Raw genomic sequence first — 25,810 nt, 5'->3', positions numbered from 1 at the left:
CACTTGTTGGCCCGCTTTATTTAACCCCAACCTAAATGGAATTAAAGATCACCATTATGAAGACTTTCCCTCTCTCCAGCATCGCACTCGTCTGCAGACAAGCCCTTGTTAACCCAAAACTATTGCTGTGCTCAGCCATGTTAGCCAGTGTGCCCCATGCCGTAGCAGACACTCTGGATGCGGATGGTAAAACCAAGAAGCACCAAAAAGAAATTGAAATCATCAATGTCATTGGCGCTAAGGATTTACACGACAATCGCTATAAAACCCAAGCGATGAACACAGCGACAGGGCTCGATTTATCCTATTTAGAAACGCCGCAGTCGGTCACGTCCATCACCCGCCAAATGATGAACGATCAACAGCTTAATAGCGTGATTGATGCCATGACCAGCGTTGCCGGGATTAATGCTCGCCCTATGGATAACGATAGATACAGCATTAGTGCCCGCGGCATTGCCGTGACCAGTATACTGTACGATGGTGTGCCCACCACCTACGACACCCGCTTCAACTATGGCGATAATCTTATCGACACCGCCATCTATGAACGAGTTGAAGTGGTACGCGGCGCGACGGGACTCATGACGGGAGCCGGTAATCCATCGGCGGCCATTAACCTTATCCGTAAGCGCCCAACTCAAGAGTTTATGGGCAGCACATCGGTAAGTGTGGGCTCATGGAATAATGTGCGCGGTATGGTCGATGTTTCCAGCGGCTTAAATGATTCAGGTTCTGTGCGCGGTCGCGTAGTGGCCGCCTATCAGGATAAGGATTCGTTCCAAGACAGATACGAGCAACAGCGCACCACGTTATACGGCATAGTCGAAACCGATATTGGCGATAGCACCTTGTTCACCCTAGGGGTTGATTACCAAGATGCCACACCGAGCGGTACTATGTCGGGCGGTTTACCGCTATTTTACAGTGACGGCAGCCGCACTAACTATGATCGCGCCACTTCAACGGCGCCCGATTGGGGCTCGGCGCATACCCAAGGCCTCAACACCTTTGCAAGTCTCGAGCACAGATTTGATAATGGCTGGAACCTAAAAGGGACTTACACCTATGGCGATAACTCACTTGAGTTCGATGTGCTATGGGCCATGGGTTATCCCGATCCTGTAACCAATATAGGCGCAACAGCAGGCTCTATCGCCTATGTCGACGGCAGTCGCACCCAACACAATGTGGATTTACGCGCCGAAGGACAATTCCAACTCTTTGGTCAGGAACATCAATTGATGTTTGGCTGGAATGGTCAGCGCCAAGAGTTCGCCAATCCCTACTATAATCCCACAGTAAAGGCGCCACCACTGGGAGATTTTCGCGATCCGAACTTCCAGTACCCTAAACCTCAATGGCAAGATACCTCAGACACTGGCTCATCTGGCGAAACCAAACAGAGTGCAGCCTATGTGGCGACGCAGCTTAATCTCAGCGACGCCTTAGCAGTCCTCGTCGGATTACGCCTCAATGAGTGGGAAACCGACCAAGATAACTTTAAAAGCCTATACAATTTCAACATCAGCAACGAACTCACCACTTACTTCGGCCTCACATACGCTCTGACCGAGCAATATTCGCTTTATGCCAGCTATACCGACATTTTTGCGCCGCAAACTAAACAAAGAATCGATAAAAGCTATCTAGATCCGGTCAAAGGGAAAAACTACGAAGGTGGGATTAAGGCGAGCCTGTTCGATGAGGCTTTAGATATGTCGCTATCGGTGTTTGAGATCAGGCAAGACAATCTTGGAATCAGCACTGGCGATGTGATCCCAGGAACCACAACGCAAGTGTATGAAGGCGTAAACGGTACAAAAACACAGGGATTCGAATTTGAATCAACAGGTAAAATCACTGATGACTGGAATGTTTACTTAGGCTACACCCAGTTCACCACCGAAGATCCTAAGGGCAAACGCATCAATACCACATCACCACGTCAGCAGTTAAAACTCTTCACCACTTATACCTTTGGTGGTGATTGGCATAAATTGCAAATTGGTGCAGGGGTTAACTGGCAGAGCCGCGTCTACCAAGATGCCGATAAACCTGTAGGCAATGGTATAGACACGATTAGAGTCGAAGTCGAGCAAGGCTCCTATGCACTGGCGAGTCTGATGGCAAGTTACGCCTTCACCGAGCAACTTAAGCTTAGCGCCAACCTGCACAACGCCTTAGATAAAACCTACTACAGCCAAGTCGGTCAATACAGCCAATTCCAATACGGTACGCCGCGCAGTGCCAGCTTAACCTTGGACTATCGCTTCTAAGTCAGACTTTTATTGAGATAGTTCGAAAACCCTTGTGAGCTCAAATCTTGGGCTCACAAGGTCCTCATCTATTGGACTTATCAATAATAGCGGGGCTTATCAATCACAGCGGCAATCAATCACAGCCATTAAGGAGTCACTATGGCAAGCCAACGAGGAGACACCAGACTGCAACGATTGCGTGAGACCTCGCTCAGCCAAGACGGTTTGAATCAAACCATTTTGACACTCAATCAGCTGTTACATGAACGCGCGCCCTTCTATGGCGAGCACTTTAGCGCAACGTCCTCACCCACGGGACTCCGTTTCGATGAGTGGAGCTGCGAAGATACCTATCAAACACTGCTAGCGCGTTTTGCCATAGCGCACCCTAGCGCCGAAATTCAGACTGAAACTAAAACCGAAACCGAGACAGATAAAACAGCTGCAACCAGCCAAACGCCCGCTTTCGCCAGTAAAAGCGCTTTGATCAGTAAAAACGCTGGGCCCAGTAGAAAAGACACTCACAAAGCACTGCATTCACTTTGGGGCCAATGGTATTTCGGCCTCTTAGTCCCGCCTATGATGGAATGGATTTTCAATGCCCCAAAAGCCGCATTCGAGTCTGTTCACTGGCAGCCACGGTACGTGTTTATGCAGTTACACCCCAGTGGCCGAGTGGCCAAATTTGAATTTAACATCGCAAAACACCAGCCAATTAACGCTTTGACCTTTAAAAAACATCACGATATCGAGCCACTTTCTCAAACCAACACTAAGCCAAGTAACAAGATAGACACTGAGGTACACTCGCCATTAAGCCCATATAAGCCGCCAGTAGATAAAGAACTTGTCCTACAAGGTTTTATCTTAAACTTACTGCAGCCGAGTGTTGAGCGCCTGCTCACTTTAAGCCCTGTACCCGCCAAGTTATATTGGAGTCACTTAGGCTATCTGATCCACTGGTATCTTGGGGAGCTGGGACTCACTGAGCCGCACAGCCAGCAATTGAAACAAGCCCTGTTTCGCCGCACGACCTTTTTAGATGGCAGCACAAATCCGCTGTATAACAGCATTAACTTACTCATCGAATCAGAGCAAGACAGCGCAACACCGAACACAGTTGCGAGAATAGTAACGAGTACAGCATCGAGCTCAACGAGTCCAAAAATCCACTGCATTCGCCGTACTTGCTGCTTAAGGTATCAACTCGCCAACACTGGCCAATGCCACGATTGCCCGCTGTTAAGTCGTGCAAAGGTTAACGTCAACGCCGCCAAGCAAACGTGAAGCGAGCTTATAAGATTAAATCGGTTTAATGGGCAAGATCGCAATCCTAGGCCCATGATGCTTTTGCCCTTATGTTGCACATGCTACACTCAAGCCCATGTCTCTTTAACACGATTAATTATGAAACAACTGCTTGATTTCCTGCCCCTCGTCATCTTTTTTGCTGTCTATAAATTTTTCGATATTTATATCGCCAGCGGCGCATTGATCGCAGCTACCGCGCTTCAATTGATCGTGACCTATGCGCTATATAAGAAACTTGAAAAGATGCACTTGATTACCTTTGCTATGGTGACAGTGTTTGGCACACTCACTTTAGTGTTCCACGATGATTCTTTTATTAAGTGGAAAGTGACCATCATCTACAGCTTGTTTGCCATAGCCTTAGGCGTCAGCCAATTGCTCAATAAATCGATATTAAAGTCGATGTTAGGCAAAGAAATGCAAGTGGAAGACAAGATTTGGGCCCGCGTAACATGGTATTGGGTCGTCTTCTTCGCCAGCTGTGGCCTAGTCAATATCTATGTCGCCTTTAGTTTGCCATTAGAAACGTGGGTCAATTTTAAAGTGTTTGGTTTAACCGCTTTAACCTTAATTAATACTGTCCTGACCGTATTTTATCTTTATAAACACCTTCCCGAAGATCAACGCAAGGAACTCAAATAATGTGGTATATGATTTCAGCTCAAGATTTTGAGAACAGTTTAGAAAAACGTTTAGCCGCTCGCCCTGCCCATTTAGCTCGCCTGCAAGCCCTCGCCGATGAAGGTCGTTTACTGATCGCTGGCCCACATCCAGCCATTGACAGCGAAAACCCAGGTGATGCTGGCTTTAGTGGTTCACTGGTTGTCGCCGATTTTGAATCCTTAGTGGCAGCAAAACACTGGGCCGATGCCGATCCTTATATCGAAGCGGGCGTGTATAAAAGCGTGGTCGTTAAACCTTTCAAACGAGTCCTGCCCTAATGAAAATAGTGTCCTTTAACATCAATGGTCTGCGCGCGCGCTTGCATCAATTACAAGCCTTAATCGACAGCCACCAGCCCGACATTATCGGCCTGCAAGAAACCAAAGTGCACGACGAAGCGTTTCCATTAGCCGACGTCGAAGCCATGGGATATCAAGTGCATTACCACGGCGGCAAGGCCCACTATGGCGTTGCTATGTTGTCTAAAGTCGCGCCAGAAAAGCTGCAAAAAGGTTTTCCAACCGATGACGAAGATGCCCAGCGCCGCATGATTATCGGCACTTTTGCCCAAGCGAATGGTCGTCCGTTAACCGTATTCAACGGCTATTTCCCCCAGGGCGAAAGCATAGACCACCCAACAAAATATCCTGCTAAACGTAAGTTTTATCAGGACTTAATGCACTACTTGCAGACAAACCACAGCAACGATGAAGATATCGCCATCATAGGTGATATCAATATTTCGCCGACCGATTTAGACATAGGTATTGGTGAAGTCAATCGTAAGCGATGGCTGAAAACGGGTAAATGTAGCTTCCAACCGGAAGAGCGTGAGTGGTTAAAAACCTTGCAAGACTGGGGTTTAGTCGACACTTTCCGTCAATTACACCCAGAGCGCATCGAACGTTATTCTTGGTTCGATTACCGCAGCAAAGGTTTCGATGACAACCGCGGCCTGCGTATTGATGTGATTTTAGCAACACCTTCACTGGCAGCACGTTTAGTCGAATCCGATGTCGATTACGATCTTCGCGGCATAGATAAACCCTCAGACCACGCGCCCATTTGGAGCACGTTCAAAGAGGCCTAATCCGCTAGGGATTAACCATCTCATAGACATAAAAACATCGGCATATGCCGATGTTTTTGTTTGAGAGTGACTTAAGCAGAATGAGATTGGCACAAGTAAGTTAAAAATGAACAGCATACATCGCAGAAAAGTTGTGAGCTTAGCTTCAGCCACAGATTAATCGTGAGCCATGGCATTCACTCATCGACGCGCAGCAAGTCCATCCGTGGATGCTCGACCGCCCCATCTGATGTGAAAGGATTCACAAATGCCGCGATGGCATGGACGCCAAAGAGCGGCCATGAGGCGGACGGTCGTCTCGCAAATCACCAAGACTCACCTGTTTAGCATCGGCGAAGCCTGTTTTTTAAAGAAATACGTAGCAAGCTTTGGGACAATTCCGAGTTAGGCCATTAGCCCAAATTAGTAAGTTTCAAATTAAAATTTCTATGGGCAAACGTCCGGCTCACTGAGCAAATTTTTGATGGCGGCTTTTTGCCACGCAAAAAAGTGACAGCGGAAATTTGTCCGGTGGAGCCGCTTGTTAAGCCTTTATTGCAACAACGAACGTAATAATGGTGCACGATAATCATTGTCTTTCTCGTTGAACTCTAGCTCTTTTGCAACAGTATCAATGTTTATAAAAACCTCAGAGTAAAGATCTTCCTCACCGTCGGGATTAAAAAAGAACTTCATTTTGCATGGCAATTCATCAATCTTTTCGGGATTACAGGCAAGCCCAACAACTTGGGCATATACTTTTTCCGGAACAGATACATCGTTTACAGTTGCGCCGTATAAAGTAGCCAGTGACTTTATAAAATTTTCAGATTCAGAACCAGTGCTTCTGAAGAATGCCTCCCCCCAATAGAAGGCATTGTCAATGCCATCCACCGCTTGCGGGTTCCAAGAGGGCAAAAGCTCTATTGCAAACCCAACCTTATAGCCCTTCAGGTTGCCTTTTACGACAACCTGATATGAGCCAGATTCGAGTTTTTTTGAATTTGAGATCGTAAAGGTAAGATCAACAAAACCATCTTCCTCACCAACAATTACTTCTGGATAGTCTTTAGCGGAAGAGAAAACACTCCAAATCATTATTAGAATTCCTAAAAGGTATTTCATGTGTACGCCTAGAGGCTTAACGCTCGCTTCAGCCGCAGCTGGTATGGAGCGGTTTTTGTGTTATTGTTTGAGCGCTAGCGAGTAACGCAAAAATCGCGTAGTACCAGCTGTCGGTCTGCAAGCGCTTGTTAGCTACCCATTACTCTGAGTATCCAGTCACGGTAATTTGACACCCTAACTTGATAAGCAATAGTTCCATACAAACCACCTTTAAAAGTGGATATATCACCATGACCCAATTGCCAACTTGATAAACCTACCAGAAATGGGGTGCCCCCTTGAAAGATAACAGATGCCCCTCCACTATCTCCTGAACCATGCATACCCTCAAGTGGTAACGCATTTTCTGGTTTGTTGAATGTGAATGCTATCCAGTTACCTTCTGCGCTTTCTACAATATTTTGAAATTGGTTCATTACACGAAGTGACTTAGTATCAGGATCTTCACCTGCTAATCCGTTACCTGTAGCTCCCCTGCCATATACCGTAATTATTTCACCTACTTCATTTTCACCCGTATACATATTGACTGGTTCTACATCACTTACAGGTGAAGTTAATTTGATTAGAGCAATATCACTTCTAGATTTAAAAAAGCTCATTAAAGGTGCTAAATCACCGATCAATAGATTTTTACTAGGCTCGGTATAATCAGGGGGTATATGAACCTTTTCTATCTGGTAAGTCTTTGAGCCTATTTTTAAGTTTTTTTCAACATAATCATAAAAAATAGTGTGTGCGACCGTAACAACCCATTGTGGGTCGATTAGAACACCATGACCTTCATGTGGCATATCAATAAGGTATTCCGGTCCTTTTTCTAAAACATACTTTTCGGGAGGAATATCGTGCCTCTTGACCACTGCATTGGTGCAGAGCGAAAGGAAGCTCAAAAATAAGAAAACACAAATTTTCATATTACGACCATATTTCCTGAGGGGTAGCTAACGTTCCGCGCATGCGCGCGAACTTGTGAGCGTCGCAGCAGACGAAGGCTGCAAATGACGCGGCTTGTTAAGTATTTGCACAAACCTTTGCATATATGACCTTTTGGGCGGCCTCTGTTTGCACACTATCAAAGCGCTCAAATAGACCAAACCGATATAGTCTTTCGTTTATGGTCATACCACCGATACCAGTTATGGCTTCGTTTTGAAATGTAACCAAAGGCGATAGAGATGATTATGAATTTTTTCACTCCCAATCCAGGAATTACCGAAAAAATGCTCGATTGAATCAGCTAGCTTAATCACATTGGTATCATCTTGCTTCCATTCAGCCAGATGTTTTCTCAAACGAGCAACCACTTCATCATCTGAGAACTTATCTACTTCCTTGATATATTGGTCGAAATTCATTTTTATACTCAACATTTTATTAGTGCGCATGCGCGTTTACCTCATTAGACCAGTAAAAACTCGCACTGTTAATTACTTGTAATAAAAGGAACTTATCAGCTTTTTTTAAAATACACCATCTGGAAAAACGCACATGCGCGTTTCCCAAACCTATTATCTGCTTAATGAAAAGTATAAGTAATTAATTTTAATGCTATTTATTTAAACAAAAATGAGAAAACGCGCACGAATACAGGATGAAAATCGTTCAAAAATCCTTATAATTTGAATACGACTGTATAATTATCCAGTTTTTGATGGGTAGTAATGAATTACATCACACGGGTGTAATGATGAAAATGTCTAAGACAGAAAGTCCGTTTGTTACTGATCTACTGACAACTTGTTAACTCGTTTTGGGGCAATAGCTTTTTAGCTAAACGAGCAGCGAAAAGGTTGGCTATGATTGTCATTATTGTATCAGTGACAGTTGGCGACATGGATGTCGCCGTCGAGTTTATAAAGATACTTTTTAAATGAAAGAGCGAAGAGTCACAGGGGAATTAATGCGAAATGCGCGTAACCCAGTTGTCTTGCTTTAGGTCACAAACGATTTAGTCTTGCCATTATCACTTCGAAATCAACTGACCGAATGATCAAATGGCATATTAAATATAAAACCAGATAACTACCGTCTAAGCGCTTTTTCTGATGAATAACGCAAACACGGCAGCCAAAGATCACATAGAGGGGTCATCATGGTTATTCATCATTACGGCCATAATGAGTTTGCAGACTTTGCTCATGTTCGAGATTAAAAGGCACTGAGGGATCAAACGTGGGTGCATCTTTCACTTGCTGCTGGGTCATATCAACATAAATTTTAGAGGTAGGCCAACTCACCTCTTTAATCCATTTGGGCGCAATCAAAACCAGATGACCCGACCACCAATTACTGGTGTTAATAATCAAATAACGAATAGCCCAAGTGTCGATATCAATCAACATACCTTGCAAGTGACCCAATTCACCGTCGATGGCGTCAAGGTGGTAACCCGTCACGGCATGACTACTGCGTAGATGATGATCATTATCACGTGATAGTGCGGCATCGACGTCTGCGAACTTATCTGGGTTATCTAAGTTATCTGGCGTTGGCGCGACACTATAATAACCCGATGCCATCATGTTAGGACTGGGCTCACTTCCCCAAATACCCGTGCTACCCCAGTAATCTGGGTAACCATAATATCCCATGTAATCGACCTCATACTGCCTAGAGACCGGTTTTTCAGTATCAATGTCAGGGCTGTTTTTTACCTGTTCTCTTGAAATTGAGACACTAAGCGTCTTATCTTCCTGATCTAACTCTTTGATTGAGATGGGTGACAGCAATATTTTTTTGCTAAATAACCAAGATCCCGTTTCGACGACCAAATATCGGATCACCCAATGCTTGTCATCAAAATAAAAATCTTTGGTCTGTCCAATATCGCCATCAGAGGCGTGAATGGCTAAATTCTTTAAATCATCCAGTGTATGTAACATGATGTATTTGCTCCAAATTAAAGATGGCAAACAATAAATCATTGCTTTGCTAACAGAGTGAATATCTATCAGCTTGCAGCAAATTGCCTATTCAATCTGTTCGGTGTCGCACCGAAGGAACATGAATACAAGCCTAGTCTAACGCTATCCACAAATATTAAGGTGACCTAGCATGACTGATATAGACATAGAAAAATTCGAGTTAGCAGCCCATCGCAGCGATATCATCGAAGACGTCAACAATTTGATTGAAAAATATCGCGCTATTTTTGGATGGGATGTGCCCGATATTGATGAAAACTTGGCAAACAAGTTAATTTTGAATGAAGTTCGTCTGGCGCTTGATAATATTCAAAATGAATAAATGGCCAATATCGGTCAAAACGCTTCAATAGGTGAGATAGGCCGACATGTGAAGATAAACCGACTAAAAGTCAGACTCTAAGTGCAACTTGCATTAGACTGCACATAAACTTAGATCACATAAACTCAAAGCCTTAGATCGCATAAACTCAAAGCATAGAAACTTAGCTAACTCCGGCGGCAAAGACCGAATGTCTAGCTGCTAGACAAAGTCCCCCTGAAATCACTTTGCTTATGAGCCTTTTATGCCAATCACCTTGATAAACAGTAGCCTTAGTCGTTGGCTTGCGGCCTAAAATCAGGGCTGTGCGCTTAGTATTGAGTCTCTTTGCAACCCATGAAAGGCATCTCTCCCAAAAGACCTTGTTCGAATATCTACCCTGCTATATTCCCACTCAATATCCCGTCGATGAGCAATAAATATCGCTCCCAAGATGCAGTACCTTTTAAGCAAGAACAATGTCTCCACTCGCCCGCGGTGGTCGTCGATGATTTTTAGTAAGGCACTAATTTTGTTTGAAAATGCAGCGATAAAATCACACAAGATCACACAGTAGAAGGAGGGAAAGACTTTAACCCACCCGATTCAATAAACTCTGTTATATTAGTGAACACATCATCAGTGCTTGAACACTGTGTATGGTGAATAAAAGAAACAACACGGATAGTGGTGAATAATTCACGGGATGTAAGTAAACAGTAAAAGGTTATCCATGATTGACCTATATGAGAACGCATTACTTAAAGCATTACCTGAAGAGACTCAAAACAGCTTATTTCCACAACTAAAGTTAGTAAAACTGCCCTTAGGTAAGGTTATCTATGAAGCAGGCCAAAACCTTGAAAATGTCTATTTCCCCATCGACAGTATTGTCTCTTTACTGAACGTTCTCGAAGACGGATCATCGGCAGAAATCTCTGTTGTTGGGAATGAAGGCTTAGTTGGCATTGCCATTTTTATGGGGGGAGAAAGCGCTCCTAATCGTGCCATAGTGCAAAGCGCAGGCAGAGCCTATAAATTGTCCGCATCTGTGTTACTCAATGAATTTAACGACAATCAAAGCCTTCGCGTACTCTTGTTACGTTACACACAAGCACTGATGGCCCAAATGGCACAGACAGCAATATGTAATAGGCACCACTCTATCGATCAACAACTTTGTCGTTGGCTGCTGCTATCACTTGATAGACTGGCTAGCAACAATCTCACTATGACCCAAGAGTTGATCGCCAACATGTTAGGGGTCAGGCGAGAAGGCGTCACCGAAGCCGCCGGTAAACTGCAAAAGCTTGGGGTCATCAACTATAAGCGCGGCCACATTACCGTGACCAACAGAGAAAAGCTCGAAACACTCTGCTGTGAATGTTATGCCGTGGTGAAAACGGAAACCGATAGACTAGAAACCTATTAACTCAAATAGCTATAGCTAGCCTCACTCATTGGCATCTTGACAGCTAGGCGACTTTCTTGTGATTGAACCTCAATCATCCCAGGCATGATAAAACAATAACCTCATGCCGTTTCAATATACGCCCGAGCAAGATTAATCGGCTTCACAACTAAACGCTTAAGATGAGATGATTTTATTCAAACACAGTGTTGTGAAGCCCTAGTTTTGTGAGCGCTAGTTCTGTGAGCCCTAGTTTTGTAAGCCTTAGTACTGTAAAAAATAGCGCTGTAAAAAATAGCGCTGTATAAAATAGTGCTGTAAACCCATAACCCTGTAAAAACATAGCGTTGTAAAACCAATAGCCCTAACCCATTGGTTTAGCTGAGTACTCAATAGCTATGTTGCTATCTAGGCCATACTCGTTCGCCATGTTATGCCACATCGGGTATCCCTCGTTAAATGTTAACTATATCAGGTTGCTAGCCCCTAGCCGTGCGGCCGTGACACCAGTGTTGGCATCGACATGGTGCGTTCCCGCTTGTTATTTGCGCACTGCTGAATGCCTATTTCGCCAAGTTTGCGGCCATAATCGGCCTCTGTAACGCCGCCGAATGGAAGCGTTGTATCGGTTAATCAATATTGATGATGAACACAGTTCCGACACATGGCGTCTGCTAATCATAGGGTCACTGGCTGGCAGGAAGTTCGGTAGCGAACAGATGAAATGCCGACAATCAGATACTGTATGTGTGATGTTTGCTCGTCAAACATAAGAGCCAAGATAATTTAATAAAAAATTTAACAACAAGATAATTTAACAAAGAGTTTCGATGACGCTACGACGTGTCTGTTTGGATCGGGCTGAACCCGCTTGTCCGCGCCACTAGCTCTACGCTGAGGACTACTATGAAATCCAGACCAATAATACCGATAACACTTAGGGGCTCAACATCCCAACGCGTTGCTGCGCTGACCCTATTTGCGATACTCACCCTATTTGTGCCAGCTGCTATCGCAGGCGATGGACCATGGCCGTCGTTTACCGCGACGGCGCTTAGCGGCGAAAAAGTTGATAGCAACAAACTGATAGGTCAACCGACACTGCTCATACTTACGCCGTCTCGCAATGCTGCAAAATCCACTCGGGAGTGGGTCAAGACATTGCGCTCAAAGATAGATCACAGTAAATATCGGGTTCGCGACGTACTGGCTGTCAATTTGCCCTTCTTTATGTCGGAAGAAGATGTCATTGGCAAAGCCAAAGAAAAGGTGCCGCAGCGCTATCACAATCAAACTTGGATTCTGAACTCACAGATTATGGAAGACGCGCTGGGTGTACCGTCCGATAGCGACGAAGCCGTCATTGTCGTTTTGGATAAGAGCGGTAATCTGATATCGCAGGTTCACGGTAAGGTCACGGCGGCGCGAATAAGTGAGATCATCGCAGCCTTACAGAGTCTAGCTAGCGACTAACAGCCTACGTCTTTGAAACTAGCACTGACACTTATCGTATCTAATATGACCCTGCCAATCGTCTATTGGCAGGGTTGGCAAGTCGCATTCTTGAGTGTTTAAGACAGTGTTGCACTTACGCTGAGTAAACATATCCCTGTGGACCCTTTATTCCTTGTGAAGATGGAACGATTAAGGGGCGAGTTGGAGGTCTTAAAGCCACAGCGAAAACCTAAAAACAGCGAGCAAGATAACCAGCTGCCTATTTGAACTTGGAGGTGACCGACTTCAACGAATTGCCGAGCGTCTTCAACGCACTATCCATGCCTTCCTTAAAATCCTCCCATGCATCGTCGCTAGCGTTGTTAAATTCGGCAAGTTTACTCTTCGCCTCGTCTCGCATGGATCGCAGTTTCTCAATTTCGTTGTAATAATCGAGCTGTGCATCGGCTTGTGCTAGCTCAGCTTTGGCCTTGAGCTTGTCGATCTCTGCGCTCAACTGGTCAAATTCCGCCTGTAGTTTCTTTTGGTACAGTTCTTTCTTATTCATGATTAAACTCCTTTGTCGTTGTGAGGCGATGCTAAAAAACCACTCGCATCAGCATTCGCCTCAACACTTTGACTTTATACCCGCCTTTAAAATTCATACGCGACCGCTCATACAGCCACCATAGACAGCGACACTTTTAGCTGCTGTTAATGTAGCTATAGAGTCGGCGACCATTTATCGCCTCCTCGCTAAGCCACTCAGTATCTGGTCGATGTCAGCATAGACAGCATGAATGATTTCAACACCAGCTTGCCTCATCGGTTGAATGCTTTAACAGCGCTTCAATATTGGCAAGAATGACGTCAAAACCTACGTTTCCGTACAATGTTTGACGCCCACCATCAAGTACAAAAGACGGGCTACCGTTAATGTTTTGTCGCTTTGATTGTTGATAATCACTCATTAACAATGCCATCGCAGAACCATCACTAATACTGGTATTGATGGCGTTTAGGTCTAGTCCATTGGCGTTAACTAAATCACAGAGCACGTCAAGATTGCCAATATCCAAGCCATCGATAAAAAACGCAGTTCGAAATGTTAGCGCCATATCGATACTTTTCTTTTTATCATACGTAATCTCTACCGCTTTGAGCATCAAATGCGCATTGGCTGAAGTCGAGGGCCTAACTTGCGTCCATACTTTCGGGTTTATATCTGCATACTCAAAGGCAGATACAGACTGTTGTATGTGCTCGGCAAAGACCATAAAACCGCCTTTAGATTTCCATTGTGTGGTTATTTTTGTCGGTACATCACCAAAAACGTCAAGGTAGTGATATTGAAGTTCGATGTTGTTTCCCAATTTTTTATTCAGTTCATCAACACGTTTCTGAGCAATCCAAGCCCATACACAAAGAATGTCAGTGTAATAATCTATGATGATGGTTTTATCCATTTGGCATGTCACTCCTGCATCTGAAGCACTGTAATAACACCATGCGATAACGCGCTAACTCAATAGTGTCAGAATCCAAATAATGCCACCCATCGACCTGACTGTCTGTGCGACTGCGTACATACCCTTAGGAGGGGGGATTGACGAACTTGAGTAAAGCGCTGTTCTGTAGCGAACTTAAGCTGATAAAAACAAGCAATATGCTTCGTAAAGTAAAAGAATTATTAGCTTCGCTAACGCATAGTGGGGCATAAGCTTTTTAGGACTAAGGTTTAGGTTTAGGTATTGAGAACATTACTAAGATTGGCATTGTTGCACCAGTGCCCCTCTAAAATAGGGACCTTTTAGTAATAAAAGGAGGTCGTGATATTGGGGAAATGGTGACAATTAATGCTAAGCAGCTCAGTTATCTGCTTTGAGGTATTTCGATAATGAAATGGCGGAAATCTACGATTTCCGCCATTTTTAGATGATACGCGAATACTCAACATGAGACTCAGTATCGGGCGTTATTACTCAACAACCCATACCGACGACTCACATTAAAGGTGAAACTAGCTAGTGCGATACTGCTTTAAAATGCCATCTAGCTCGACCGAGGCATGGTGCAGATCATTGGCTAAGGTCACACTGCGCTGGGCCGTTTGTTTGATGGTTTCCGACTGATGGCGGATTTCATTCAATTGTCCGGCAATGTCGCGCGCGGCGACACTCTGCTCTTCCGCCGAGGCGGCAATTTGGCTGCTCATATCAAATACCGCATTCACCGATTGCGCCATACCTTGAACATCATCACCGACGGCGATAATCGCGCTGCGGCCTTCATCGGCCTGATCGACTATCTCCATGGTAATGCTAGATAAACGACTCGTGCCAGACTGTAAGCCTTCAATCATAGACTGAATTTCTACCGTGGCCTGTTGAGTTCGACCCGCTAAGGTACGTACTTCGTCTGCCACCACGGCAAAGCCACGACCTTGCTCACCGGCACGTGCCGCTTCAATGGCCGCATTTAGGGCTAACAAGTTGGTTTGCTGCGAAATACTGTTAATCGTCGTAACCACGGCATCGATACTCGCCGCATCCTTAGACAATTGTTCAACCGATGAAAACGCTGCGCCAATCTTAGTTGAAAGTAAGCCAATACTGTCCACTGTGTGGCTAATGCGCCCACGACTGGCCGACATTTGGGTTGAGTTTTCTTTAGTCTGCAGCGAAGTGTTACTCGCGTTGATAGAAACTTCTTCAATCGCTGAAGTCATTTGCGCCATCGCCACAGCAACAGAATCGAGGAATTGATGCTGGAAACCTATCAGCTCATCACTGGTGGCCGCCTGTTGATTAAATTCATCGGATGCTAATGACAAGGTTTGTGCATTTTTACCAATGGCCGACACCATTTCACTCATGTTATCGGCGCAGCGGTCGATTTCGCGGGCAATCAAACTGAAATCGTCAGTGCCAAAGAAGTTTAATCTAAAGCTCAAATCACCATCGGCTAAGCGTTTGATGGCTAAGTACATATCCCACAAGCCACCGCCGAGTGAGGTTGAAATCCAATAGCTCAGTTGGAATAAGGGCAACAAGCCCACTAATGCTAACCAGAACATAAAGTTAGCATCGCTGCGCGCATCGACTTCCCACTCATGGACATTCTGCGTCAGTTGTAAGGCTTGCATGCCTGACACGCTGGCGCTGGCCGTCACTTTATCCCCTTGACGCTGCGCTTCACTTTGCCTTGAGGTCACAGTTAAACCGTATTGACTGGCAAATTGTGATAAGGCATCAGCTTCTAGCTTTTGCGCCGTGGCAACTTGCGCTAAGGTATCGACGCTTGCTTGAACGCGGGCAATAGAAGCTTGCTCGACGTTTCGGTGAGCATGTTGATAGTTGACGAGCGCCACGGCGGCCGTGATCAACGCCACCATAGAACACACTACCCAAAACTTTCCGTTGAGACTGAACTTGATCAATATGGCATCAATGGTGCGAAACTGGATTTGTTTCATCTTGATAATTCCTAAGAACAAAATGCTATTTGGCACTAAATCAACATTATAGCCCAGATCGCTTCGACAGCTATGTCAGTAATAAGATCTGAGCAGGTATTATGCTAATCCGCGCTAGCCACTTGACTGCGCGTGGCGGCATACCACTTTTGTGTCAAGCTAACCAACTGCCCCGTTAACAGGCTCATACTAAAACCTAATAAGCCACCAATGATCAACGACGGCACGACATTGGCCACATCACCCGCCATAGCGAAGGTAGTGCAACAGCCAATAAATGCGCCGGGAATAAAGCTAAGCTTTTGATAACTTGCCTGTAAACACATGGCCGAAGTGGCTATGCCGGTAAAAATATACCCAAATACGGGCGAAATAAAAAAGCTGCTACCCGAGATAATGAGCCAAGCCCAAAACACACCGGACAGATTCGTGCACCACGCCATCATCACGCCTTGAAAACCAGCCTTGGGTTGAGCGAAAAAAGTGCTGCAACCTAAAAAGCCAATCCAAGTGACCAGATGAAAGGCATCTGCGACGCCACACCAAATAGCCGCCAATAGGCCGGCAGAAATAGCGACTTGCCAACGATTTTCCATGGATGACCCCTTTATAATTCTATTCACGGAAGTTTATCTGTTAGTTAAATTACCTCTATTCTGGTAACAAAAACCTGATCTATTGCTAATTTTCGGCATTAATGCCCGTAAAATCGCTAACAAGCAAATTTTTTGTGGTAAAAAAACGAAAAAAGCGCTTATTAGGCGCTTTTTTGTTCAAACTGCATTCAGTTAACCCTCTTGCCGTCACTTACACTCGCAATAATTTACTCACGGGAAGGTCGCGGATCCTCTGCCCCGTCGCCGCAAAAATTGCATTGGTTAAACTTGGGGCAACGGGCGGAACACCTGGCTCACCTACGCCTGCAGGCGCAGCATCGGACGCAATAATGATGATCTCAATATAGGGGGTTTGGGGAAGTCGCAGCAAAGGATAATCGTGGAAATTCGATTGCTGCACTTTGCCCTCTTTGTAAGTGATTTCCCCCATCAAGGCTAAACTCAGGCCAAATACAATCGCGCCTTCAGTCTGGGCTTTTACCCTATCTGGATTGACTATCGTGCCCGCATCGATAGCAGCGATGGCATTCAGCACTTTAAGCTGTTTATCCTCACTCACTTCCACCAGCATGGCCACGGCGACATAACTGACAAAACTGCGGTGTACGGCAAACCCCCAGCCCTGATTTTTACCCGCCTTTGGCGCCTTAGCTTGGGCTTTTTCGACCGCGTCGATTACCCCAAAATAACGGCTCACGTCCACGGGATGACGATCAAGATCTTCACCATAGTTGCCGTATTTAAACTGTTGGTCGGTAAAGGTCTCACGCCTTGCTTCACCTAACAGGCTGCGCCACATTGCTGGGCAAGAAACCTGAGAACGATGAGCCATTTCATCGACAAAACTGCCGACACTAAAACCGTGCTGAATGTTACACACAGAGCGCATCCAACCAATACGGCTATGCGCCTGCGCTTTTACCGCTTCGTATCTTAAATTCGGCAAAGCAAAGGGCACATCCACAAAGCCTAAATCCAACTCACCGCCAGAGGGATATTCCACCCCTTCGGCAAAGGTTGAACTGATCGATGGGAATCCCGTACGGGCTAAAAGCGCGGTCGGTTTGTTATTGGCATCGAACAGCGCCTGATAGGACTGGGCGCTGATAGCATGGTAGTAACCGTTTTGGATCTCATCCTCGCGGCTCCAACTCACTTTAATTGGACGCTTGAATTGCTTCGATAACAGCGCGGCCTCAACGCTAAAATCTGGTTTAGATTTACGCCCAAAACCACCACCCAATAGGGTGACATTCACTTTAATCGCATCTTCTTCCATACCCAGCGCTGCGGCCACATTTTGCTGGGTACTTTGCGGCGTTTGGGTCGATGCCCAGATTTCACAGCCCTTTTCAGTGACATGGGCGGTGGCAACGGGCGGCTCGATAGAAGAATGAATTAAATAAGGCACGGTATAAACCGCCTTTAACGTATTCGCCTCGGGCCAGTTTTTGATTTCATCACCAGCTTGGCGCACAACGTTACCGCTTTGCTGTACCCGCTCGACAAGTTCCTTTAAATAAAGACTTGAATCATGCTGACTGTTGTCGGCCTGAGTCCAAGTGACTTTTAAGGCTTTGCGGCCTTCGAGGGCACTCCAAGTGTTTGTGGCGATAACAGCAACGCCGCCCAAAGCCTGAAACGCGGGTGCGCCCTTAGCGGCGGGCAAACGATACACATCTAATACACCGGCCACCTTGCGCGCCGCAGTATCGTCCAAGCTTGCCACATCGCTCCCAAGCACGGGCGGGCGCATGATGCTGGCGTAGAGCATACCGTCGAGTTTGATATCGTAACCATAAATCGCGCTGCCGCTTAACATGGCATCCATATCAACAATTTGGCGTGATGCGCCAATCTGCTTGAAATCTTTAACCTCTTTAAAGGTTAACGACTCAACAGCGGGTACGGGCTGCTTTGATGCGGCTAACGCTAACTCGCCGAACTTGGCCGAGCGGCCAGATTTAGCATGCAACACTTTATGGTCGGCGGTATGCACCTCGCTCACGGGGACTTTCCAGCGCGCAGCGGCTGCTTGCTCTAGCATGGTTCTTGCCATCGCCCCCATCTGACGCATGCGGTCGTAATTTTCGCGAATACTGCGGCTACCGTCAGTGTTTTGGCTGGCATAACGTTTATCGGCTAAGCCTTGAATGGGGACGATTTTATCCCAATCAGCTTCTAACTCTTCGGCTAAGACTTGCAGAATGCCGGTTCTGATCCCTTGTCCCATCTCGGAGCGATGGCAGGTGAGGTACACTTTGTCGTCTTCACCGATGGCAATAAACAGATTCAGCCGCGCTTCTTTATCCTGCGCCAGCGCCATGGGGCTCCAAGTTAATCCACTCGCCCCTAATGCTAATCCGCCACCCACTGCGCCAAACAGTTTTAACACGTCGCGGCGGCTGATATTTTCTACGGCAGTAAAAGTACTCATATTAGCCCTCCTGTTTGGCATAGTTTTGCAGTGCCGCTTTAATCCGCGGGTATGTACCGCAGCGGCAGAGATTACCCGACATGGCCGAGTTAATTTGTTCTTCAGAAGGTTTCGGATGCTGCGCCACCAACGCCGCAGCCGACATCAGTTGGCCCGCCTGACAATAGCCACACTGGGGCACGTTATGTTCGGCCCAAGCATTTTTAAGCTTTTGATTATCTAGCCCTTCAATTGTTGTCAGTCGTTTTCCCTGTGCCTGCCCCAAACTGGTTAAACAGGCGCGTACGGGTTGGCCGTCTAAATGCACAGTGCAAGCACCGCATAGCCCTGCACCGCAGCCATATTTAGTGCCCGTGAGCCCTAAAATATCCCGTAGTGCCCACAGGATTGGCATTTTAGGATCGGCATCTAAGGTAAATGATTTACCGTTGATGGTCAGTGTCTGGGTAGAAAGTGTCTGAGAGGAAGCGGCAGTATTCGCTTCCTTGACGACTGTTTTGGTTGATAAAACTTCTGCCATAACTCACTCCTTAAGTGCCAACCACGACGCAAGATCGGCTTGGGTATCAATATCAATTGCGGCGCGGGGTAGTGTTATAGCGACTAACGCTCCCTGCTGTGCTTGTTGTTTTAAAATAGATTTCGCCCCGCGATCACCACTCAAGTGGGTGAACAAAGGCAATGTAGAGGCATTAAAAATAGCAGGTACACCTAAATCATCCAAATAATCGGCGGCAACGTCTTTACCCGTTTCATGCCATGTCAAAATCAGTTGGCGATAATCATCGGCGCTCAAGGCCACTTGGTCAGCGAGCGTTAGCAGCATGGCATCAAAGCCTTGCTCCTTAGCATAACTTGCCGCCAAACTCACAGAGGAGGCCAAACCCGTGTGCCAATGCGGATTAATCAAAATATCAAAGGGTTGGCGGGAGTTAAGTTCAGCCAATAACGGTTGCAATACGTGCTGGTGAGCACCGAGTATGACTAACAAAGGCGTATGCTGGGGCGAATGCGCGCCTTGGCGCTCCAGAACTAAATCTTGGTAATGAAGCTGTTGTAAAAGCTCAACATGGGTGTAAATAATGGCTTGTTCGCGAGTTTCTGTGGCGCTAAGCGATGGTATAAGCTGCGCTAACTTAACCCCCTCAAAGCGCTTACTTTCACCCGCCGCAAGTACCACGATCAACAACCGCTTGGATGAGCATGGCGCCTGCTCTGTCAACGTTAGCGCAGTGGGCTTTTGCACTGGCGGCAATGTCATCAACGCATTATCTCATCGAGATGTTGTAAGGTTGCGCCATGAAGTACGCCGTGGCATTGGGCCAAAATACTTAACGCCACTGCGCTCGGTAACTCGCCGCCAAGGGCAAGCCCAGCGGGGGCAGAAAATACCCCAGAAAAAGATTCAGTACTCAGCCCTGCCATCCCAAGCACTTTATCCCGTCTATGGGCTGGGCCAAGCAAGGCGACATAGGCGAGTGGGTGGGCTTGAATGACCTTCAATGCCGCAGCATCTAAGCCCAAGTTATGATTCATCACCACAGCGCAATCCAATTGAGCGATATTATTCGCGGTTAATTCCCCCGCGGTAAGTTTCACGATATGGGCATGGGGAAAATCCGCCGCTCTGGCATAGGCGGTACGACCATCAAAGACCGTCACTTGCCAGCCTAAGGTATCGGCCATGGCGGCAATAGGCTTAGCGTCGATACCACCACCAAAAATCCCAAGGTGGAATCTCGGTCTCAGCGGAATAATCAGCGATTCTCCCGCCTCTTGGGTGAAGACGCCTGTGCGGACAAAATCGCTGGCGGGGAACGGTGTCAACGCTTCGGGGTAGAAAGCGGCTTGATATTGGCGCGCATCCGTCCCCGCTTTGACTAATGGCAATTGATAAAAACCTGACCGACCGTGGCGAAATGCCTGTACTAGCTCAACCAAACCAAGATCATGATTCTCTTTTAAGAGTGGGATCAACATGATATCTACTATGCCGCCACAGCCGAGTCGATAGCTGGCATCGGACTCATCGCTCGCGTCATAGGTCACGCACGTGACTTGCTTTGTCTGCATGGCCTTTTGGGCATGGCGGCGGAGATCGGCTTCTAAGCAGCCGCCACTTAACATACCCACGCCTTGACCGAACTCATGAAACAACATCATGGCGCCGGGTTTGCGATAGGCCGAGCCTTGAATTTGGGTGATCACCGCAAGCACCCAAGCGTCATCCGCCAGCGGTAACCAATGCTCTAGTAAATCTTCGATTTGGTGATCCATCCGCAAGGACTCCATTGGGTTAGGGATATTTGAAAAGACTTAATGCACTTTTTACTGTCGACACTATCGAAACAAATAACCGTCGAAACTACAAACTGTCAAAACTAAAAAATCGCTGGTTAAGATCGCTGATGAATATCACAGCTATCGACGTCTATTTTGTTATCAAGGTTTGATGCGAGTTTCATTTGTCGATAAAAAAGCATCGCCAAACGCTCGGTATTAAACACTTGGGCAACCAAGTTAGCAAAGGCGTGTACGTATTGAAAGGAGTAATAGATGTCAAAAAGTGTCGAAGCAGAAAATATGTTCAGGAGAGGATTCGAAGAGGAAGGATTGACGTCCATGTCTTGAGTGGCGTTCGTTCGTAAATCAACCACATCTCATCTAAAACTGATATTCCCCCGCCTTAGTGCGCAGTATCTGGGATTGATTATCTAGGCTAATAGAGGTCGATTCTATCTGCTCGATAATCTGTGATACTTCACGGGAATTATCGCGGATCACCATCATACTCGAAGCGATTTCTTTAGAAACCAAGGACTGTTCCTCAGTTGAAGCGGCAACCTGAGTATTGATCCCATGAATCGCTTCCGTACTGTGACGAATATCCTCAAATACAGCCACGATACGTTGCAGCTCTACCCCCGCCTTTTGCATGAGCGTCGCCGCTTGAGTCACAGATGTACCCACTTGATTTGTACGACTCTGAAGGCTTGCGACAATATCATCGATTTCCTTAGTGGAATCTTGGGTGCGCTGGGCTAATGATCGAACCTCATCGGCCACCACAGCGAAGCCTCGCCCTTGCTCACCGGCCCTTGCGGCTTCAATCGCGGCATTCAGTGCCAGCAAATTCGTCTGCTCTGCAATCGCCTTAATCACACTCAACACATTACTGACTTGGGTGCTTTCGTTCACTAAATGCGACATAGAGTCTTGAGTATTGGTAAACTCAGTTTCTAATACCGACATGGCTTTCAACGCTTCCGATACCGTCTGTTTACCCACAGTGACATGCGCTTCATTTTCAGCGGCGCGACTTTCAGCGTTCGACGTGCTCTCACTCACATGCACTAACGTCGTGGTCATTTCCTCCATCGCACTGGCGCTGGCATCCAGTTCTCTCGCCACCCGATTTGAGCTTTCACGCGAAACTTGAATGGATGCCTTGGTTTGCTTCGCTAAATCAGCGACCTCTTTTGCAATACCATCCGTTGTCGATAAGGAACTAGCAAGGGAAGAGATAAACAAGTTGATTTGATTAACGATCTCGCCAATCTCTCCCTGAGTAGTAACGGAGATCCGCCGCGCAAGATTTTTAGATCGCTGAATGTCGAGCAACTCACTACAGGTCTGCACTAAGGGAGTCACAATCCGACTCTTAACGATAATGAATCCACCAACGGCCGCTAGAATCACGATGAACAATACTAACTGTGACCAGTTTAATGCCGCATGTAAGGAGTCGAGTCGACCATTAACTTCACCATCGGTACGTTTATCCAACGCCGTAAAGAACTCATCAATCGGCTGCATGATCTTGGCTTTTTCTCTATGGTATTGGTCGCTATGTAGTAACTCCCTCGCCATGGTTAAGTTCGGCTCGCCTTTTATCGTGTAGGTTTGGGTGTTGGGGTCCATAAAGATACCTTTGACGGCATTCATGGCTTTCACTTCGAGGGCGACTAACGCATCTGAGTTTTTTTGGGCTTGTTCGAGGTAACGGAATTCTTCATCGGAAAAACCGAGGGACTTCATTTGCTCTTTTATAGCAATTCTCGCGCCGTCTGGCTTTGGCTTATCGCCATAACTCAGTACCAAATCCCAATAAATCTGATGGTACTTTTCGGGTCTGGGTTTCTCACCATTACGGATAGCCAAAATATCCATATACATTTTTTCGTATTTTTCATCACCAGTGACGGCGTAGGTACGGGCGAGACGTGTTAAGTCATCGGAACCTTGCCTTAATTCATCGGCAAGTTGATAGGACTGATATCGGATGCTGGCGGCATCATTAAAGAGATCGATTTTAGACTTCACATTGAAGCTCAGTGCCGCAGAAATCACGGCACTCGCGACTATGGTCGAAAATACCACACTCATCATGGTTTTTGTTTTCATACTTACCCCAATAGACGGAAGAACTGCTTTAAGTCTAGAAGGAAAATCAGAAAACATCGGTAAAAGTGGGACAATCAATGGAAATAATCATTTGATTTGCGAGTGATTATCGCTCACAAATCAAACAGTTCTTAATGACGTGACACTTAGAGTAAAAGTTGGTCCGCGACAAAGGGATTATGCTCGCGCTCTTCACCAAAGGTCGATATAGGACCATGCCCCGGAATAAATTCGACGTCGACGCCTAAGGCCCACAGTTTTTCGGTGATCGAGTGAATTAAATCCTGATGATTTGATTGAGGAAAATCGGTGCGACCGATTGAACTTCTAAACAAAATATCCCCCACCCACGCTAACTTAGATTGGGCAGAGAAAAGGGCAATGTGTCCCGGCGTATGCCCAGGGCAATGCAGCACAGACAAGCTTTGCTCACCCACTTGCACGTTATCGCCGTCCTGCAGGTATTGATCCGGTTCAAAGGCATCGCAATGAGGAAAACCGAAGTTTTGGCTTTGCTTAGGTAAGTTATCAATCCAGAATTTATCGGCGATATGCGGCCCAATAATCGGCACATTGGTGGCTTGCGCTAAGGCTTTTGCCCCACCGACATGATCGATATGCCCATGGGTAAGAATAATTTTGTCGAGGACGAGTCCAAGTTTCGTCACTTCGTTTTGGATCCTGTCAATGTTTCCACCAGGATCCACGACCGCAGCTCGCTTGGTTTTTTCACACCAGATCAGGCTGCAATTTTGCTGAAAAGGTGTCACTGGAATAATCTGATACTTCATAGCTTCAATCTCGTGTTATCCATAAGCGATAGATTACGCTAAGAAACTCATCATGGCTCAAATTTATAATGGAAAAATTGATCTTCACCAAAAGCTAATCAAATAATCCTAGCTTGTAGCATAAACTATTTGGTCTATACCCAAGGTAGTTGAAGATACGAGTTTCAACTAGCCTAGGTTGCTGCATCTTCAGGTTATTTGGGTATACAATCTGCCAATCACAATAACATGATCCTCTGCCATTAAGGTTGTTTGATGAAACCCGATATTATTCTCGCCGGAGTGCTGGCGAAGAAACATACTTTTACCTTGCCCCTCAACTATCAAAATCCGATTGCAGAGCAAATCCAAGTGTTTGCCAGAGAACTCTGTAGCCCAGAAAACAAAGATAAAAAGCTACCTTATATCGTGTTTTTCCAAGGCGGCCCCGGATTTGCGGCCATGCGCCCCGCCAGCAACAGCGGCTGGATCCGCCGCGCATTAAAAGAATATCGGGTGTTATTACTCGATCAGCGCGGCACAGGCTTATCAACACCAATTAATTATCAAAGCCTGCAACACTTAGAGCCCGCAGCTCAAGCTGAGTATCTAAGCCATTTCAGGGCTGACAATATTATTCGAGATGCCGAGACGATTCGTGCCCAGCTTTGCCCCGCCGATAAATGGGCAATTCTTGGCCAAAGTTTCGGGGGGTTTTGCGTATTACATTATTTAAGCGCCGCCCCTCAAGGTGTCAGCGAAGCCTATATCACCGGCGGCATACCGTCATTAATCCGCAGCGCCGATGATGTCTATCTTGCGACTTATCAACGCGTACTGGCGAAGAATAAACAATTTTTCCAACGCTTCCACGATGCCCAACATTTAGTCACTCGCTTAGCAAAACATTTGCTTGAAAATGAAGTGTATTTAGCAACGGGAGAACGCCTCACGGTTGAAATGTTGCAGCTGCTGGGTATTAATATCGGAATGGAGCAAGGGCCTGAATCGGTTTATTATTTACTTGAGCAGGCCTTAATCAACACAGCTTCAGGGGCAGTCGTTAATCCGTTATTTTTAAATCATTTCGGTCAAATGCTCGATTACAACACTAACCCGATTTTTGCCCTGCTGCATGAGGCCATTTACTGCCAACACTCGGCTTCACAATGGGCGGCACACAGAGTGAGGCAACAATTCCCCGCCTTTAACTATCAGCAAGGTAAGCCGTTTTTATTCACCGGCGAGATGATTTACCCTTGGATGTTTGACCAATTCAGTCATTTAGTACCGCTTAAAGCCGCGGCAGAAATCCTTGCCCATAAATCAGATTGGCCTGCACTGTATAATCTTGAACAACTGGCGCAAAACCGCGTCCCCGTTGCCGCAGCCATTTACAGTGAAGATATGTTTGTCGAGATGCAATACAGCCTAGAAACCGCGCAACAGGTCGGCAGGCTAAAGTATTGGTTAACGTCAGAATATGAACACAACGGCATTCGCATGGATGGTGAGCACATACTGGATAAGCTCATCAGCTTAAACCGAGGCGACACCTTAAGATAAAGGTTAATTTTAAGGGCTAATTAAGTTAACGCTGACATT

General features: G+C 46.2%; 23 protein-coding genes. 9 read left to right on the top strand and 14 right to left on the bottom strand.

The features are described 5' to 3' along the window. Nucleotides 1-35 precede the first annotated feature (35 nt). From BM607_RS13810 to xthA, 5 genes are all read left to right on the top strand, one after another. Entirely contained in the window at nucleotides 36-2,279 is a 2,244-nt protein-coding gene (locus BM607_RS13810) for a TonB-dependent siderophore receptor (protein WP_071939548.1), read from the top strand. A gap of 141 nt (nucleotides 2,280-2,420) precedes the next feature. Continuing rightward, nucleotides 2,421-3,548: an IucA/IucC family C-terminal-domain containing protein gene (locus BM607_RS13805; protein WP_071939549.1), complete on the top strand. Its 1,128-nt coding sequence runs from the start codon at nucleotides 2,421-2,423 to the stop codon at nucleotides 3,546-3,548. Between the two features lie 120 nt (nucleotides 3,549-3,668). Next, nucleotides 3,669-4,214 (top strand): septation protein A, encoded by a 546-nt coding sequence (locus BM607_RS13800; protein WP_012587356.1) that lies wholly within the window; start codon nucleotides 3,669-3,671, stop codon nucleotides 4,212-4,214. Next, the gene (locus BM607_RS13795) at nucleotides 4,214-4,513 is read left to right on the top strand and encodes a YciI family protein (protein WP_006082200.1); all 300 of its coding nucleotides are present in this window, start codon (nucleotides 4,214-4,216) and stop codon (nucleotides 4,511-4,513) included. Before BM607_RS13800 ends, BM607_RS13795 begins: the two co-directional genes overlap by 1 nt. Beyond that, complete coding sequence (xthA, locus tag BM607_RS13790) at nucleotides 4,513-5,325, top strand: exodeoxyribonuclease III (RefSeq protein ID WP_011847158.1); 813 nt, start codon at nucleotides 4,513-4,515, stop codon at nucleotides 5,323-5,325. Before BM607_RS13795 ends, xthA begins: the two co-directional genes overlap by 1 nt. A gap of 531 nt (nucleotides 5,326-5,856) precedes the next feature. Here the strand turns inward: xthA and BM607_RS13785 are convergent. The 4 genes from BM607_RS13785 to BM607_RS13770 all read right to left on the bottom strand — a co-directional run bounded on the left by BM607_RS13785 (nucleotide 5,857) and on the right by BM607_RS13770 (nucleotide 9,314). Continuing rightward, entirely contained in the window at nucleotides 5,857-6,429 is a 573-nt protein-coding gene (locus BM607_RS13785; RefSeq protein WP_227257072.1) for a hypothetical protein, read from the bottom strand. Nucleotides 6,430-6,557: 128 nt separating this feature from the next. Then, nucleotides 6,558-7,346 carry a trypsin-like serine protease gene (locus tag BM607_RS13780; RefSeq protein WP_071939550.1) on the bottom strand — a complete coding sequence of 263 codons (789 nt, stop codon included), beginning with the start codon at nucleotides 7,344-7,346 and terminating at the stop codon, nucleotides 6,558-6,560. 222 nt (nucleotides 7,347-7,568) lie between these two features. Beyond that, nucleotides 7,569-7,817: a hypothetical protein gene (locus BM607_RS22010; RefSeq protein ID WP_071939551.1), complete on the bottom strand. Its 249-nt coding sequence runs from the start codon at nucleotides 7,815-7,817 to the stop codon at nucleotides 7,569-7,571. Nucleotides 7,818-8,528: 711 nt separating this feature from the next. Continuing rightward, entirely contained in the window at nucleotides 8,529-9,314 is a 786-nt protein-coding gene (locus BM607_RS13770) for a PRC-barrel domain-containing protein (RefSeq protein WP_011847161.1), read from the bottom strand. 172 nt (nucleotides 9,315-9,486) lie between these two features. On the opposite strand from BM607_RS13770, the gene BM607_RS13765 reads away from it, so the two are divergent. From BM607_RS13765 to BM607_RS13755, 3 genes are all read left to right on the top strand, one after another. Further along, nucleotides 9,487-9,678: a hypothetical protein gene (locus BM607_RS13765; RefSeq protein WP_006082203.1), complete on the top strand. Its 192-nt coding sequence runs from the start codon at nucleotides 9,487-9,489 to the stop codon at nucleotides 9,676-9,678. A 712-nt stretch (nucleotides 9,679-10,390) separates the two neighbouring features. After that, a complete protein-coding gene (locus tag BM607_RS13760) occupies nucleotides 10,391-11,089 on the top strand; it encodes a Crp/Fnr family transcriptional regulator (protein ID WP_071939552.1) in 699 nt (232 codons plus the stop codon). A gap of 885 nt (nucleotides 11,090-11,974) precedes the next feature. After that, nucleotides 11,975-12,541, top strand: a complete 567-nt coding sequence (locus BM607_RS13755) for a hypothetical protein (protein WP_071939553.1) — start codon at nucleotides 11,975-11,977, stop codon at nucleotides 12,539-12,541. Between the two features lie 241 nt (nucleotides 12,542-12,782). Here BM607_RS13755 and BM607_RS13750 read toward each other — a convergent pair whose 3' ends face one another. From BM607_RS13750 to BM607_RS13705, 10 genes are all read right to left on the bottom strand, one after another. Next, nucleotides 12,783-13,070 (bottom strand): hypothetical protein, encoded by a 288-nt coding sequence (locus tag BM607_RS13750; protein WP_012089573.1) that lies wholly within the window; start codon nucleotides 13,068-13,070, stop codon nucleotides 12,783-12,785. A gap of 238 nt (nucleotides 13,071-13,308) precedes the next feature. Then, a complete protein-coding gene (locus BM607_RS13745; protein ID WP_071939554.1) occupies nucleotides 13,309-13,968 on the bottom strand; it encodes a DsbA family protein in 660 nt (219 codons plus the stop codon). A 554-nt stretch (nucleotides 13,969-14,522) separates the two neighbouring features. Further along, nucleotides 14,523-15,977: a methyl-accepting chemotaxis protein gene (locus tag BM607_RS13740; RefSeq protein WP_071939555.1), complete on the bottom strand. Its 1,455-nt coding sequence runs from the start codon at nucleotides 15,975-15,977 to the stop codon at nucleotides 14,523-14,525. Between the two features lie 104 nt (nucleotides 15,978-16,081). Next, nucleotides 16,082-16,573, bottom strand: coding sequence for a DUF1097 domain-containing protein (locus BM607_RS13735; RefSeq protein ID WP_071939556.1), 492 nt, complete (start codon nucleotides 16,571-16,573; stop codon nucleotides 16,082-16,084). 211 nt (nucleotides 16,574-16,784) lie between these two features. Next, a complete protein-coding gene (locus BM607_RS13730) occupies nucleotides 16,785-19,031 on the bottom strand; it encodes a molybdopterin cofactor-binding domain-containing protein (protein WP_071939557.1) in 2,247 nt (748 codons plus the stop codon). A gap of 1 nt (nucleotide 19,032) precedes the next feature. Further along, entirely contained in the window at nucleotides 19,033-19,551 is a 519-nt protein-coding gene (locus BM607_RS13725) for a (2Fe-2S)-binding protein (RefSeq protein WP_071939558.1), read from the bottom strand. Between the two features lie 3 nt (nucleotides 19,552-19,554). Beyond that, nucleotides 19,555-20,292: a nucleotidyltransferase family protein gene (locus tag BM607_RS13720; protein WP_071939559.1), complete on the bottom strand. Its 738-nt coding sequence runs from the start codon at nucleotides 20,290-20,292 to the stop codon at nucleotides 19,555-19,557. Continuing rightward, nucleotides 20,292-21,308, bottom strand: coding sequence for an XdhC/CoxI family protein (locus tag BM607_RS13715; RefSeq protein WP_071939560.1), 1,017 nt, complete (start codon nucleotides 21,306-21,308; stop codon nucleotides 20,292-20,294). Before BM607_RS13715 ends, BM607_RS13720 begins: the two co-directional genes overlap by 1 nt. Nucleotides 21,309-21,695: 387 nt before the next feature. Next, nucleotides 21,696-23,435 (bottom strand): methyl-accepting chemotaxis protein, encoded by a 1,740-nt coding sequence (locus BM607_RS13710; RefSeq protein WP_071939561.1) that lies wholly within the window; start codon nucleotides 23,433-23,435, stop codon nucleotides 21,696-21,698. Between the two features lie 146 nt (nucleotides 23,436-23,581). Continuing rightward, the gene (locus BM607_RS13705) at nucleotides 23,582-24,226 is read right to left on the bottom strand and encodes an MBL fold metallo-hydrolase (RefSeq protein WP_071939562.1); all 645 of its coding nucleotides are present in this window, start codon (nucleotides 24,224-24,226) and stop codon (nucleotides 23,582-23,584) included. 255 nt (nucleotides 24,227-24,481) lie between these two features. Here BM607_RS13705 and BM607_RS13700 point away from each other — a divergent pair, with 255 nt between their 5' ends. Beyond that, nucleotides 24,482-25,771 carry an alpha/beta fold hydrolase gene (locus BM607_RS13700; RefSeq protein ID WP_012089581.1) on the top strand — a complete coding sequence of 430 codons (1,290 nt, stop codon included), beginning with the start codon at nucleotides 24,482-24,484 and terminating at the stop codon, nucleotides 25,769-25,771. Nucleotides 25,772-25,810 lie beyond the last annotated feature (39 nt).

It is taken from the genome of Shewanella sp. SACH, from assembly GCF_001887095.2.
Classification (GTDB): Bacteria; Pseudomonadota; Gammaproteobacteria; order Enterobacterales; family Shewanellaceae; genus Shewanella; species Shewanella baltica.
The sequence above is the reverse complement of the archived record's forward strand: the minus strand, read 5'-3'. Positions and strand labels throughout refer to the sequence as shown.